Below are 14,564 nucleotides of genomic sequence, written 5' to 3'. Positions count from 1 at the left end.
AAAAATTGCATAGCCAAAAGGTTTCGCACCCTTGGCGAAACGCGTTCGCGGTGCCGCGCGGGCGGAAATGCCGACATGGCGTGGGGGGAGGGAGGGAACAAGGCTCAGGCGCTTCAAGACATGCCGCGCCCGGCCGGCGCCAAGACGTTGGAAAACAAACGCCCAGACATGCCGTCGATCCAGCGGTGTTGCACGGATGCCAGAGGCCGCGAAAAGCACGATTCAGGAGCGTGGACATAAAGGCCCGCAAAGCGTAGGGGCCGAAATCAACGCGGTGCCAATATCCAAATAGCCAGTCCGCCTAGCTTACGGAGTTGGACCATGATTCCCCGAATTTCACCCCGCGTGCCCGCGCGTGCCGTGCTAAGCACGTCGACGATGCTCTTCGCCCTGCTCTCGGCCGGGGCGCAGGCGCAAGAAAGCAGCGTCGTGCTTGATCAGGTGACGATCTCGGCCGAGGCGCAGGGCTATGCCGCCCGCAGCACCACCTCCGGCACCAAGACCAGCACCCCGCTTCAGGAAACGCCGGCCTCGGTCTCGGTGGTCACGGATCAGCAGATGCGCGACCAGGGCGTCACCTCGGTCGCGCAGGCGCTGCGCTATACGCCGGGCGTCGCCTCGGAATATCGCGGCACCTCGAACATCTCGGATGAGACCTATATCCGCGGCTTCGGCTATGTGTCGCGCTATCTGGACGGTCTGGCCATCGACGGCTCGGGCCAGCAGATCGACCCCTGGATCCTGTCATCCGTGGCCACGGTCAAAGGCCCGGCCTCGCTGCTTTACGGTCAGGCCAACCCCGGCGGGCTGATCGACATGGAGCTGAAAAAGGCCGACGGCACCGACCATAGCCAGTTGGGCGTCGATGTCGGCACCAATGCGCGGGCCGGTCTGCGCCTGGATATCGCCCGGCGGCTGAGCGACACCTTGTCCTGGCGCCTGGTCGGGCTGGCCGAAAAGGCCGACACGCAGGAAGAGGGGCTGGAAACCCGGCGGCTGACGCTGCTGCCCTCGTTGCGGTGGGCGCCGACGGATGCCACCACCGTGACGGCTTATGCCCTGTATCAGCGCGAACCCGATGCCGGCTATCGCAACTTCCGCGAGGCGCTGGGAACGCTGACCTCAACCTCTTACGGCTATATCCCCGCCGATTTCCTGGTCGGGGACGCGGACTTCGAGAAATCGGAACGCACCCAGAAAGGCTTCGGCTGGACCGTCGAGCACAAGATCAGCGACGCGCTGACCCTGCGCCAGAAAGCACGTTATTCGGTCGGCGACTGGGACCAGCGCACCCTGGTCTGGGGGGCCTTGGCCGATGACGAACGCACGATCAGCCGCACCGTCACCGAAAGCTATTACAAGACCAAGCAGGCGCTGCTGGACAATCAGGTCGAATACCGCCTGAACGCGGCAGGCGGCGAACATGTCCTGCTGGGCGGCATCGATCTGCAATACAAGCGCACCGACAGCAGTTCGAGCTATGGCGCCACGGCCAATTCCATCGACTGGACCGATCCCGATTACGGTAATGTCGTCGTCAGCGGCACGCCGCGCGGCCAGTCCGACGGCATCTCGCGCCTGCGCCAGACCGGGATCTATGTGCAGGACCAGGCGAAGTTCGGCGCCCTGCACGTCCAAGCGGGGCTGCGCTACGACTGGGCCAAGAACGATTCCCTGGATCTGCTGACCGACACGCGCGAATCCTATGACAGCGAGGCGCTGACCGGCCGGATCGGCCTGCTCTACGAGATGGCGAACGGATTTGCGCCCTATATCAGCTATTCGACCTCGTTCGAGCCGGTGACGCAGACGCCCGCCAGCGGCCAGGACGCCTTCGACCCGACCGAGGGCGAGCAGCTTGAGGTCGGCGTGAAATGGGCCAATTCCGATCAGTCGCTGCTGGTGACGGTCGCGGCCTATGACCTGCGCCAGACCAATATCCTGAAATACGACGATGCCACCGCGACCTATCGTCAGGTGGGCGAAATCCAGTCCCGTGGCTTCGAAATCGAGGCGCAGGGCCAGGTCACCGACGCCTTCTCGCTGATCGCGGGCTATTCCTACAACGACTCGAAAGTGTCCAAATCGACCGACGCGGACGAGATCGGCACCCATAACGACCGTGTGCCGCGTCATCAGGCTTCGATCTGGGGCAAGTATGAATTCGGCAATGGCTGGGATGCGGCGCTTGGCCTGCGCTATATCGGCAAAAGCTGGGCACGCAGCAATGCCTTCACCGTGCCCGGCGTGACCCTGGTGGATGCCGCGGTCGGCTATGATTTCGGCGCACTGGATCGGCGCTATGAGGGCGTCACGGCGCGGCTCAACGTCACCAACCTGACGGATGAGTTCTACACCGCCTCTTGCGCCAGCGCCTATGCCTGCTGGGTCGGAGCCGAGCGTCAGGCGCAGCTTTCGATCGACTACACTTGGTAAGACTGGGACTTTTCCTGGCCCTTCTGGCCGGGCCGGGACTGGCGCAAGAGGCGCTGCTTCCCGGCCCGGCCAAGCCGGTGGACCTGCCTCGGGGCGCGCCCCTGCGCCTGACGATCCAGGCGCCTGCGGGCAGCTATCTGGCCGGCCGGATCGAGGCGGGCGTCACGCCCGTCAAGGCCGATCTTCTGGACGCACAAGGCCGCCATCTGCGCCGCATCGCCGATGGCGAGCGGGGCGGCATCGACTTCTCGGCCATGGCCGAGGCAGGGGTGACGCTGCTGCAACTCTCGACCCCCGGCGGGGCGCGGATCGCGGTGGCGCTGGATCGGCTGGTGCCCCCCGAGGCCCAGCACCCGCCCGCGCCGGACTATCTCAGCCCGCGCATCGCCGCGCTGGCGGCGGGCGGCGACCCGGCCACCTTCTGGCGCGAGATCGAAGCGCAAGGCACTCCCCTTGTCGAGAATGCGGGCAACGGCCAGGCCATCGTCACCTTCCTGTGGCGCGGCGCAGACAGGAACGTGCGCCTGTTCGGCGCCCCCTCGAACGATCACGAATGGCTGGAGAGGCTGCCCGGCACCGATATCTGGTTCAAAAGCTTCCAGATGCCGGACGGGCTGCGGCTGTCCTACAAGCTGGCGCCGGATGTGCCCGACATTCCCGGCGATGCCCGTGCGCGGCGCGTGGCGATCCTCGCCACGGCCCAGGTGGACCCGCTGAATCGCCATCCCTGGCCCGCAGGCGCCCCGGACCGCTTTGCCCAGTATTCCACACTGACCCTGAAGCATGCCCCCGATCAGCCCGGCACGCCGCCCGCCGCCAATGTCGATCCGCGGTTTGACCAATTTACGTTCGACAGCGCGCTTCTTGGCAACAGCCGCCAGATCACCCTGGCTTTCCCGCAGGGCCTCGACCCCGCCGACCCTCGGATCGTTCTGGCGCTGATCTTCGACGGAGAGCGGGCGTTGGACCGGATGGATACGCCGCGCGTGCTGGACACGCTGACCCGCCAAGGGCGCCTGCCGCCGGTGGTGGCGGTGCTGATCCCCTCGATCGACAGCCGCACGCGGGGGCGGGAACTGCCGGGCAATCCGGTCTTCGCCAAGGCCCTGGCCGATGAGCTTCTGCCCTTGGTCGCGGCCCGGACCGGCATCCGGCCCGATCCGGCGCGCACGGTCCTGGCGGGGGCCAGCTATGGCGGGCTTGCTGCGGCGACCGTGGCGCTGGCGCGGCCCGAGACGTTCGGGAATGCGCTTTCCATGTCCGGCTCGTTCTGGTGGGCACCCGAGGACGTGTCCTCGCGGGGCCTGCCCTATGTCGCCAGCGCCTATGCCGCCCGTGACAAGCTGCCGATCCGCTTCTTCCTCAGCGCCGGGCTGTTCGAGACCGGACGCGCCAGAACCGCCGGCATCCTGGAAAGCTCGCAACAGCTTCGCGACGTGCTGCGGCTGCGCGGCTATGAGGTCGCATGGGCGGAATATGCCGGCGGCCACGACGATCTGGTATGGCGTGGCGCCCTGGCCGACGGGTTGATCGCGCTGTTCGGAAACTGACGCGGCTTCCCACGTCCCCCTTTGGTCCACAGCCGGGCGCCGGCCCGCCTGCCCTTGCCATGCGGGCCACACGCCCTTCCTGGCCTCGACCGGAGGCGCGAGTTCTTCCAGGATCGCTGGACTACCGGGATCCTCGCCGTCCAGGACCAGCCGGGCGCGGTCGCCATCACCCACACAGCAGGAGCTGGCGATGGTCGCCACACGGTTTCCCGACGCACGGGCGACGCCCATGGGCCAGTCCACCGACAACGCCAGCACCGCCAGTCGGGGTCGCGTGTTTGATCCCACGATTTAATGGTGCGATCCTTTCTTTGGACTGGAAGGCTGCCATTGCGAACCTCCCCGGATTCACCGGAGAGCTTGTGGTTCACGGATTAGGCTGCTTTTTCGGCCGTGTTCCAGCTTGTGTGGAGGGCCTCACGTCGTTCTGCGTGACGTAGCCGATGGCGCTGTGCAGGCGCGTCTCGTTATGCCAGTCGACCCACTTCAGGGTTTCCCATTCGACCTGCCCGACGGACCTCCAAGGCCCAAGGCACTTGATCACCTCGGTTTTGAACAGACCGATGATGCTTTCGGCCAGCGCGTTGTCATACCCCCCCCCGACCCTGCCGACCGAGGCACGATGCCTGCCTCGGCCAGTCGCTCGGTGTATCGGATCGACAGATATTGACTGGCCCGGTCGCTGGGATGGATCCGCTTCTCCGCCTCGGATGGTGCCCTCCGGCAAATCGCCTGGTTCAGGGCATCGAGGATCGAGCCATGATTGCGCCACTGCTTCAGGCAATCATGGCGAGGGCCGGTCGTCATCGCGGTCGGGACGCGCCAGCCGGCGGTCTTGCGGGCGAAGACCTCGATCACGAAGGCCGCGTAAACCATGCCCTGCCAGGTCAGGTGAAATCGCTGACCCATGGCTGGCTCGGCATATCGGCCGCAAAGGCCCGGTTCACCTTGTCATCCGGGCAAGGCTGCGCCGCATCGGGGTTGGACGTGATGACCTTCCTGCCGCAGGCAACACCTTGTAATCCCATGGAACTCATCAGCCTTTCCACCGTGCGGCGGGCGATGTCCTGCCTTTCGCGACGCAGTTGATGCCAGGCCTTGCGCGCCCCATATCGGCCCCGGTTGCCATCGAAGGGCTGTTTGATCGCGGTCATGTCCGGCCGATCCTGCCTGGTCCGATGGCTGATCGGGATCAACTCCACGGCCTTGAAGCTGTAGGGCGTCGATGGCGCGATCCCCAGAACCCGGCGGATCGGCCCGACAGCAAGGACGCCACGATGATCGTCGGGGAACGCGATCATTATCCGATCCTTCTCGGCGCTCGTCAGGCCGCCGCGCTGCCCGGCGCCACGTTCGGCCTGCTGGCGCCAGACGCGCAGGCTATCGGACGAACCGCCAAGCTGCGGCGCAATCGCCTTGTAGGCGGGGGTGGCGCTGGCATCGTCGGCCCGGTTCTCTCGGAGTAGCCGAACACCGCGTTCTCGAAGTTCGGCGCGATAGGCGGGGGGTGAATCTCGGCTTCGTCATAGGGCTCATCCTTTGAGTGCTCTACTCTCCGGGAAACACGCGGCGGTTCAATGGCTCAGTTAACCTTTCCTTAAGTTCGACCGATTAACCCTTTCCCTGAGCTTTCCTTGCCGGGATCCGAAATGACCGCGACCGCTTTCACCGTAGCTTTCGAAGGCGTCGAGGCGCGTCTGGTCGAGGTGCAATGCTCGGTCGCACCAGGACTTCCGGGCTTTTCCATCGTCGGCCTGCCCGACAAATCGGTCACCGAGGCGCGCGAGCGGGTTCGCGCGGCCTTCGGGGCCATGTCCATCGCACTGCCCTCGCGCAGGATTACGGTCAACCTGTCGCCCGCCGACCTGCCCAAGGAAGGTTCGCATTTCGACCTGCCCATCGCGCTGGCCATCCTTGCGGCGCTGGATATCCTTTCCGCCGACGCCTTGGGCCAGGTCGTCGCCCTGGGCGAGTTGGCCCTTGATGGCAGGCTTTCCCCGGTGGCCGGCACGCTTCCGGCCGCGATGGCCGCCGCCGAAGAGGACCGGGCGCTGATCGTCCCTCGCTCTTGCGGGACAGAGGCAGCCTGGGTCGATTCGGTATCGGTCTTCGCCCCCGCCAACCTGCGCGAGGCCGTCGATCATCTGACCGACCGCGCACCCCTGCAACGAGCCAGGCCGGGCCAGGTTGAAAGCCCGGACAACCCCGAGGACATGGCCGATGTCAAGGGACAGGAGCAGGCCCGCCGCGCCATCGAGATCGCCGCAGCCGGCCGCCACCACCTGCTGCTGGTCGGCCCTTCCGGCGCCACCAAGACCATGCTGGCACGGCGCCTACCCGGATTGCTGCCTCCGCTGACCCCCCAGGAGGCGCTGGAAACCTCGGTCATCCATTAGGTCGCGGGGCTGCTGCGTCAGGGGGGTATCTCGCGGCGGGCGCCATTTTGCCAGCCGCATCACAATGCCTCCGGCCCGGCAATGGTCGGAGGCGGGCGCAATGCCGGGCCGGGTCAGGTCAGCCTTGCCCATAATGGCGTCCTTTTCCTGGACGAACTGCCCGAGTTCGAGCGCGGCGTGATCGAAGCCCTGCGCGAACCGATGGAGACCGGAGAAGTGCACGTCTCGCGCGCCCGCGCCCATGTCTGCTATCCCGCCCGCTTCCTGCTGATCGCCGCAGCCAATCCCTGTCGCTGCGGTCATCTGGCCGATCCGGCGCGGGCCTGCGCGCGGGCGCCGATTTGCGGCGCCGACTACATGGGGCGCGTGTCGGGGCCGGTGATGGATCGTTTCGACCTGCGTCTTGAGGTGCCGCAAATCACGCTTGAGGAAATGCAGCTTCCCGGTCAAGGCGAAAGCTCGGCTCAGATCGCTGCCCGCGTTACTACGGCGCGACGGATCCAGGAGCGGCGCTTTGCCGATCATCCCAAGTTGCGCGTAAACGCCGATGCGGGCGGGCGCCTGCTTGAGGAGATCGCGCCCCTCGACGGCGAATGCCGCCGGCTTTTCAGCCGGGCCTCGGACCATTTTGGCCTGACACCACGGGGTTATCACCGCATCCTGCGCGTGGCACGGACCATCGCCGACCTGGACGGATCGGCGCAGGTACGCCTGCCGCATCTTTCCGAAGCCCTACGCTTTCGTATGACCTTCGGGCGGCAGGACTGACCGTAGAGCAACCCCGGAGGGCATGCCTTTGGTTCGCCCCCTTCGCGCGGCCTTAGCCATGGACCCGACCGGACGCGATGCCGTATCTAACGATTCCTTGGGACAGTGCATCTACAATATTCGCTCAGCACACAGAATCGACCACTCCGCCCCAAGCCCCTTCCGGGCAACCATCAGTTGACGATCAGCTCGGCATGAAGCGCACCCGCCGCATGCACCGCCTTCAGAATATCGATCATATCCCTAGGGCGCACACCCAATGAGTTCAGCCCCGCCACCACCTGCGACAAAGACGATTCGTCCCCGGTCTCAGCAAATCCGATGCCTGGCTCCTGCGTGATCTCGGCCTGGGTGCGTGGCACCACGACCGTCTCACCAGGCGAAAACGGGTTGGGCTGAGATACCACCGGCGCCTCGCGCACACGCAGCGTCAGGTTGCCTTGCGAGACAGCCACACGGGAAATACGGACATCCTCTCCCATGACGATGGTGCCGGATTTGTGGTCGATCACAACACGCGCGGCAGTTTCCGGCTCAACGGTGATATTCTCGATCTGGCCGATCAGGCGGGCGGGGTTGACCCGGCCCAGCACCGTCGAATCGATCGAGATCGTCCCCGAATCGATCAGGTTCGCCAGTCCGCGGCCCAGCTTGCGATTGATCGCCGCCTCGACGCGGGCGGCGGTCGTGAAGTCGGGATTGCGCAGGGCCAGCCGCAACTGCGTCATCTGCGAAAAATCGAAAGCGACCTCACGCTCGACCCGGCCGCCCGAAGGGATGGTGCCCGTCGTGGGCACGCCCTGAACGACCGAGGCCGCCGCCCCGCTTGCCTCGACCCCCGCCGCCAGAACAGAACCCTGCGCCACGGCGTAAATCTCGCCATCGGCGGCATTCAGGGGGGTCATCACCAGCGTCCCGCCCAGCAGGCTTTTCGCATCGCCGATCGCCGCCACGTTCACGTCGATCTGCGAGCCTGCCCGCGCAAAGGGCGGCAGCGTCGCCGTCACGATCACAGCCGCGACGTTCTTGGGCCGAAAGGCGTCATCTGTCACGTTGACCCCAAGCCGCTCCAGCAGCCCGGCCATGATTTCCTCGGTGAAGGGGGCATTGCGCAGGCTGTCGCCTGAGCCGTTCAGTCCGACGACAAGGCCGTAGCCCACCAGGTCATTGCCGCGCACCCCGTCCACATTGGCCAGATCCTTGATACGGATCGGCGCAGCGCCGGCCGCGACCGCCCAAAGCAAAAATCCGGTAATGGCGATGATGATCCGCATCACAGATATTCCGTCAGACTCAGCTTGGACAGGCGCGCGGTCAGCGTATAGAGGGTCTCGATATTTGCCTCGATCTCCTTCAGCGCGGCGGCTGTCTCATAGGGATCCGCCTCGATCAGGCCGTTCCTGGCGACGGTCAAAGCCGAGCTTTCCGCCTGATTCACGGTCAAGGCTCTTGCCGTCGCCTCTTCGCTGATTCCAATCTGCGACATGGCCGAGGAAAGCCGATCCTTTGCGCCCACAAGCACCTGGCCCGCACTCTGGGCAAGGGTTCGCGTCGTTTGACTGTCCAGGCCGGAGGCGCTGGCGGCATAGGCCAGTATCGCGAAACCCTTCAGCGCGTCTCGAAATTCGGGCGACGCCGCCGTCAGCGCAGTGCTGATCGTCTTGCCCGAGGATGCCGCATAGCCCGTCATCCCCGCCGTGCTGCCAAGATAACCTTGGTCCAGGAACCCGCCGCCACCGGCGGGCGCCGCGAAATACCCCTCGATCGCCGCGACGATCGTGGCGGCATCGGTCGCGCCGCCCACGGCCGCATCAAGCTGCGACATCAGATCGTCATAGCTGGCGACGGCCGGCTGCTCGTAGCGCTGGCCTGAAAAGACCGAACGGCCCGCCACGCTGACATTCAGCGCGCCGATCACATTGCGCAACTCGCTGGGCGCCCGGTCCAGATGCACGCTCAACGTATTGTCGCCCGAGGTCAGCGCGTCCGAAACCAGCACCGTCCCCAGGGTATTCGCCTGCATCAGGATCTCTTGCGTCGAGCTCTGCATGGCCGCGAAGACGCTTTCCGCCTCCGCCAGGTTGGTCTTGTAGGTCCCCAGCAGCGAAAGCCGCGATTCGATCTGGTTGATCCGAACCAGATCGCCCTTCAGAGCCAGCGGAATATCCGCCTTGACCCCGGTGGTCGTTTCCTTGGTCAGCGTATCAAGCTTGGCCTTCAGTCCCCCCTGCGACAGGCGCAGTTGATATGAACGGGCAAGGTCACTTACGGAATTGAAGCGGGTCATGTCAGCCTCAGGATCTGATCGAGCATGTCGTTGACGGTTTGCAGCACCCTCGCATTCGCGGCATAAGATCGCTCAAGCGACAAAAGCGCCTCCATTTCAGTGTCGGTATCGACGCCCTGAGCCAGCAGGGCCGTGTGCAGGGTGTCGGCGCGGCTTTGCTCTTGCGTCGAAAGGCTTTGCGCGGAAATGCGCTGCGAAGCCGCCGTCGAGGCCAATTCCGAGACAAACCCCAGCAGACTGCGCCCCGCAGACGAAACGGCCGATGAAGCCGGTGGCCGGCTTGCCTCCATCGCCGCGCTCATGCTCAGCAGGATCGAGCCGTCGCCCAGATCGCCGGAAGCCGCCGCTCCGATCCCAGACCGGACCCGCCACAACGCACCACCCTGGCTGGTATCGACCAGGGCATTCACCGAAAGGCGGTTGGCCAGGCCCAACTCGTTCGCGGGCAGGAAGGCGGCCTGGCTGTCGGTGAAAATGCCCGGCAAACCCGCCGCCAGGGTCGGATCTACGGTGCTATCCGAAAACCGAACATAGATTTCGCGGGCCAGCGCATCGATCTGGGACTGATAGCCCGGAGCCAGGTCGTCGCGGATGGCAAAATTGGCCGAAAGCGAACCGCCAGAGAGCATGCTCATTTCCGCCGTGCTCAAGGTGCGGCCGTTCAGCACCACGCTTGCCAGAGCACCGTTTTGCAGCGACATGTCGGGGGTGATGGCGGCGGCGGGCGCAAATTCCAGCCGGGCCGGCTGCTGGCCATCCAGTAAGGCGGCGCCGCCCTTGGTGAAAAGCGCCACCCGCCCATTCTCGCGCTGGACCTCCTGGATGGGAACGATGCCGGCGATCTCGTCAATGGCGGCCTGCCGCGCATCGATCAGCGAGGACGGGTCCTCGCCCTGCGCGGTCAACACGGTGATCTGACGGTTCAGGTTGGCCACGCGCTCCAGGGCGGTGTTCAGGCTGTCGATGTCGCTGGCTATGTTCTTGTCTGCTGCCTGGCGTTGGGCCTGGATGGTCGCGGCGATGTCGTTGATCCGTCCGGTCAGGGCCGAAGCGGCCTCAACCACCGCCGCCAAGCGCAGATCGCTGTCCGGCCGTGCCGAGGCCGCGCTCAACGCCGCATCCAGCGCGGTAAGCTGCGCGCTAAGCGCCCCACTATCATCGGCGGTGCCATAGGCTTCCTCAATGGCGGCGTGAAAGTCGGCAATGCCGCCCGAGTTGCTGGCGCTGGCCTGCGCCAGCCGGTTGTCGGCCAGCAGCCCCGCGCTGACGGTCCGGCGCACACCGTCGACGGCCACGCCCCCGCCATTGCCGGAATAAAGCCGCGAAGATAATTCCAGCTCTCGTCGGGCATAGCCCGCGACGGATTTGTTCGAGATATTGGTCGAAACCAATTCGGTGCCGCGCGTCGCGGCGGTCAGGCCCGAAAGGGCGTTCGATATCGCGGATGAGAGGCTCATGCCCTTGCTCCTGGTTCGGCGGCACGCGGCCTAGCGTTTGAGATTGGTGGTTTCCTGAAGCATCTCGTCCACCGTCTGAATGATCTTGGCATTGGACGAATAGGCGCGCTGCGTCTGGATCAGGTCGGTCAGTTCGGCAGCCACATCGGTTGTCGATCCTTCACGGGCATAGCCGGTGATCGCCCCGGTCGGACCATCCCCCGCATTCCACAGGAAGAAGGCCCCCGACTGGCTGGAAATCCTGTAGGTCTGATTGTCCAGCGCCGTCAGACCGTTGGGGTTCGGCACATCCACGACCGGAACCTGGAACAGCACCCTGCTGGCGCCATTGTCATAGGTCGCGCGCAGATAGCCGTTATCGTCTATCTCAAGCGCGGCCAGCGTGCCGGCCCCCGCCCCGTTCTTCGTCACGTTGGTCGGAGCGAAATCGGCGGCGATCTGGGTCAGCCCCTCGCCCCCCGGCGTGCCGATGTTGATTGTGATCGGCCCATGGGCGGCGTTGACGGTCAGATCGCCGGTGGCCGGGTCATAGGCTCCGCCCGTCAGCGCAGTGACGGCGCCCAGCGGACCGCCAGGCGCATCATCGAAATCCAGCGTATACGAACCGACCAGCGATTCATCCGCCGCCGTCGCCGGATCGTCGGTAATGGCGGAATCGTGGATCTCCATGGTCCAGCTGTTCGACCGCCCGCTTCCATCCGCGCCAACCGTGGGGGTGAAAGTCATGCGCAATGATTGCGAACTGCCCAGATTGTCAAAATACTCGACCGAGGTCGAGGAAGAGGTCACCTCCGATCCGCCCAGCGTGGATTGGGACGGTAAGTTGAAGCCGACGCCGATCCGCGTCGTCGGCTCGGCATAGGTGTCGTTTTCGCTTACCACGATGGGCTGCAAGCCGCTGGCACTGTCGCGCATGACCGTCGGGATCGTCCCGTCGCGGTTCGCGGGCCAACCCATCAGCACCAGGCCCGACGAGGTACGCACGATCCCCTCGGCATCGGGCGCGAACCCACCCGTGCGCGTCATCAGCAATGAGGTCGTCCCCGTGCCGCCGTTCTTGTATTGCGTATAATCGATCATCGGCAGCATGCCGCGCCCGGTAATGGAGATGTCCAGCGCGTTCTCGGTCCCGACCAGGTTGCCACGCTCGTTCACGGCCCGACCGGCGCTGGCGCGGACCCCGCCAGCCGTATAGGCGCCAGAGCCGGCGCCGCCGTTCAGGACGATATCCTCGAACTCGGTCACGACGCGGCGATAGCCATAAGTGGCGGAGTTCGCGATATTGTCGGAGATTCCCGCAAGCCGGGCGGAATGCGCGTTCAACCCGGATACACCGGCGCTGAGAGCAGAAGAGATCGACATGACTGGCTTCCTGTCTGTGAATGGCTTCGGGGTTGAAAATCGGGCGGGAACCGCGCTAGCGCAGTAAAATGACCTCGATCCGGTTGTTGCTGGGATCCATGGGATTGATCGAGCGGTTGCGGCGGTCGGCAAAGCCGGTCACGCGCTGCACACGGCGCCCGTCCAGCCGCGCACCCTCAAGCAGGTTGCGCAGGGCGTGCGCACGGGCATCGGACAAAGCCCAGACCGGGGAATGGATCAAAAGCTCGGGATAGCTGCGGACATGACCACCGATGGCAAGCTGGTTCTTCACCCGGCCCAGCACCCCCGCCAGGATCGCGGAAAGCTCTTGCAGGATCGGGGTGGGCTGCGCCGTATCCTCGGAGAAAAGCGGCTCGTCGGTCAGGTCCGTCAGTTCGATCACCAGTCCTTCATCGGTCATCCGGGTCACGACATGGCGCAGCAGATTGCGCTTTTGCAGCGATTCCGCGCCGCTGCCGGTCAACTGGTTCTGGATGTGGCGGGCCATCTCCTGAAAGGCGGCGTCGCGCCCGTCGCCGCCCCGCGTATCGCGCGAGGCGCCCATGCCGCTGCCGGAATTGGTCGCCGCGTCCTGGGTCTGGCCGCCGAAAGGACCGCTGGCGCCCCCGGTCGTGGATTGCAGGATGGTCGGGTTGAAATATTCGGCCAAGCCCTTGCGCTGCTTTTCCGTGGTCGCGTTCAACAGCCACATCAGCAGGAAAAAGGCCATCATCGCGGTCACGAAATCGGCATAGGCCACCTTCCAGGCACCGCCGTGATGGCCCGCTTCGCCGCCGCCCTGCACCTTCTTGATGATGATCGGGGCACCGCCCCCCTTGGCCGCCATGAGTCGCCCTTTCGCTTCGGTCGTTCCCAGCTTTAGGCCAAAGACAGCTAATATCACGTTAACAGATCAAATGCCGCGTATTTCCCCGACCTTGAAAGGCCGGGCCAAAGCCCTATTCTGAAGGGGATGCAAAGCCAGGGATCATATGATCTGACCTCGGGCGCGGGGCTGATCGCCTGCCCGCGCTGCGATGCCCTGCATCTTGAGCAAGAGCTTGAGCCGGGGGAAACCGCGCGTTGCATGCGCTGCAACGGGGTTCTGGCCAGCCCGCGCGCGGGCGCCTTCACCCGCATCATCGCGCTGTCCTTCACCTCGCTGGTCTTGATGGTGAGCGCGGTCTTCTTTCCCTTCCTGGAAATCTCGCGCATGGGGTTTGCCAATGAAACCTCGCTTTTCGGGGTCGCCATGGCCTTTTCCGAGGGCGCGCTGATGCCGCTGACCCTTGCGCTTCTGGGCATGATCGTGGGCCTGCCGGTGCTGCGCGCGCTGCTGCTGGTCTATACGCTGTTGCCGCTGTCGCGCGGGCGGGCGCCCTATGCGCGGGCCGTGACCGCCTTTCGCTACTCCGAGAAGTTGCGTCCCTGGTCCATGGCCGAGATCTTCGTCATCGGCACGGCCATCGCGCTGGTGAAGGTGGCCGGCCTTGCCGCGGTCAGCTTCGGCCCCGCCTTCTGGGCTTTTTGCGGGCTGATCCTGGTCAATGCGGCCAGCAACGCCTTTACCAGCGCCACCACGATCTGGGACGCGATCGAGGATGCGGGCGTGACCACGGACGGGCGCGAAATGGTGGAAAGCGGCGGATGAACCAGCCCAGCCACGAAGCCCCGATCCTGACCGCGCACCGCGCCGGGCTGATCGGCTGCCGCTCTTGCGGCAGGGTCTGGCCCCAGACCGAGACCGTCTGCGCGCGCTGCCGCTCGGACCTGGCGCCACCGGACCGCCGGTCGCTTGCCGCGGTATGGGCCTGGATGCTGGCGGGACTGATCTTCTATGTGCCGGCGAACCTGTTTCCGATGCTCAAGACATCGACCTTCGCGGGGCTGGCCGGAAACACCGAATCGACCATCTTCGGCGGCGTGCTGGAACTGATCCATTACGGCAACTGGGGCGTGGCGGCGGTGGTCTTCATCGCCTCGATCGTGGTGCCGGTCGGCAAGTTCATCGCCATTTCCTGGCTGGCGCTGGTGGCGGGACGGCCGGCCACCGTCAGGGCCGCGCATAAGCGGCTGGTGCTATACGAGGTCGTGGAGTTCATCGGCCGCTGGTCGATGATCGACGTGTTCATCGTGGCGATCCTGTCGGCTCTGGTGCAACTGGGCTTCGTCGCCTCGATCCATCCAGGACCGGCGGCGGTGTGTTTCGCGTTGTCCGTTGCGTTCACCATGCTTTCCGCGCAAAGCTTCGACCCAAGGTTGATCTGGCGGGGATTGCCTCTGCGAAACCGCAAGGACTGAACGGAAG

The 14,564-nt window shown here is 65.2% G+C and carries 9 protein-coding genes and 2 pseudogenes; 5 read left to right on the top strand and 6 right to left on the bottom strand.

Translation table 11 applies throughout. The features are described 5' to 3' along the window. Window positions 1–378: 378 nt before the first annotated feature. On the top strand, window positions 379–2,436 hold the full coding sequence (locus tag QM682_RS00710; protein ID WP_415126070.1) for a TonB-dependent siderophore receptor: 2,058 nt from the start codon (window positions 379–381) through the stop codon (window positions 2,434–2,436). Next, window positions 2,430–3,986, top strand: coding sequence for an enterochelin esterase (gene fes, locus QM682_RS00705; protein ID WP_415126068.1), 1,557 nt, complete (start codon window positions 2,430–2,432; stop codon window positions 3,984–3,986). The genes QM682_RS00710 and fes overlap by 7 nt, the downstream gene beginning before the upstream one ends. A 367-nt stretch (window positions 3,987–4,353) precedes the next feature. Here fes and QM682_RS00700 read toward each other — a convergent pair. Then, window positions 4,354–5,509, bottom strand: a pseudogene (locus QM682_RS00700) (IS3 family transposase); the annotation flags it as partial. Window positions 5,510–5,635: 126 nt separating this feature from the next. Between QM682_RS00700 and QM682_RS00695 the strand changes: the two are divergent. Beyond that, window positions 5,636–7,150 (top strand): annotated as a pseudogene (locus QM682_RS00695) (YifB family Mg chelatase-like AAA ATPase). 173 nt (window positions 7,151–7,323) lie between these two features. Here the strand turns inward: QM682_RS00695 and QM682_RS00690 are convergent. The 5 genes from QM682_RS00690 to QM682_RS00670 are packed head-to-tail and all read right to left on the bottom strand — an operon-like array spanning window position 7,324 to window position 13,103. Beyond that, entirely contained in the window at window positions 7,324–8,424 is a 1,101-nt protein-coding gene (locus tag QM682_RS00690; protein WP_415126066.1) for a flagellar basal body P-ring protein FlgI, read from the bottom strand. Beyond that, window positions 8,424–9,437, bottom strand: a complete 1,014-nt coding sequence (locus QM682_RS00685) for a flagellar hook protein (protein WP_415126064.1) — start codon at window positions 9,435–9,437, stop codon at window positions 8,424–8,426. The genes QM682_RS00690 and QM682_RS00685 overlap by 1 nt, the downstream gene beginning before the upstream one ends. Next, complete coding sequence (flgK, locus tag QM682_RS00680; RefSeq protein WP_415126062.1) at window positions 9,434–10,894, bottom strand: flagellar hook-associated protein FlgK; 1,461 nt, start codon at window positions 10,892–10,894, stop codon at window positions 9,434–9,436. The genes QM682_RS00685 and flgK overlap by 4 nt, the downstream gene beginning before the upstream one ends. Before the next feature lie 30 nt (window positions 10,895–10,924). After that, window positions 10,925–12,256, bottom strand: a complete 1,332-nt coding sequence (locus tag QM682_RS00675) for a flagellar hook protein FlgE (RefSeq protein ID WP_415126060.1) — start codon at window positions 12,254–12,256, stop codon at window positions 10,925–10,927. A 55-nt stretch (window positions 12,257–12,311) separates the two neighbouring features. Continuing rightward, window positions 12,312–13,103, bottom strand: a complete 792-nt coding sequence (locus tag QM682_RS00670) for a flagellar motor protein MotB (protein ID WP_415126058.1) — start codon at window positions 13,101–13,103, stop codon at window positions 12,312–12,314. 126 nt (window positions 13,104–13,229) lie between these two features. Here QM682_RS00670 and QM682_RS00665 point away from each other — a divergent pair, with 126 nt between their 5' ends. Together QM682_RS00665 and QM682_RS00660 are read left to right on the top strand one after the other, a co-directional pair. Further along, window positions 13,230–13,907, top strand: coding sequence for a paraquat-inducible protein A (locus tag QM682_RS00665; RefSeq protein ID WP_415126056.1), 678 nt, complete (start codon window positions 13,230–13,232; stop codon window positions 13,905–13,907). After that, window positions 13,904–14,557, top strand: a complete 654-nt coding sequence (locus tag QM682_RS00660) for a paraquat-inducible protein A (protein WP_415126054.1) — start codon at window positions 13,904–13,906, stop codon at window positions 14,555–14,557. The genes QM682_RS00665 and QM682_RS00660 overlap by 4 nt, the downstream gene beginning before the upstream one ends. Window positions 14,558–14,564: the final 7 nt, after the last annotated feature.

This window comes from Paracoccus sp. (in: a-proteobacteria) (assembly GCF_047605025.1).
Lineage (GTDB): Bacteria > Pseudomonadota > Alphaproteobacteria > Rhodobacterales > Rhodobacteraceae > Paracoccus.
Note: the sequence above shows the minus strand (reverse complement) of the source record. Positions and strands in the feature narration are given on the sequence as shown.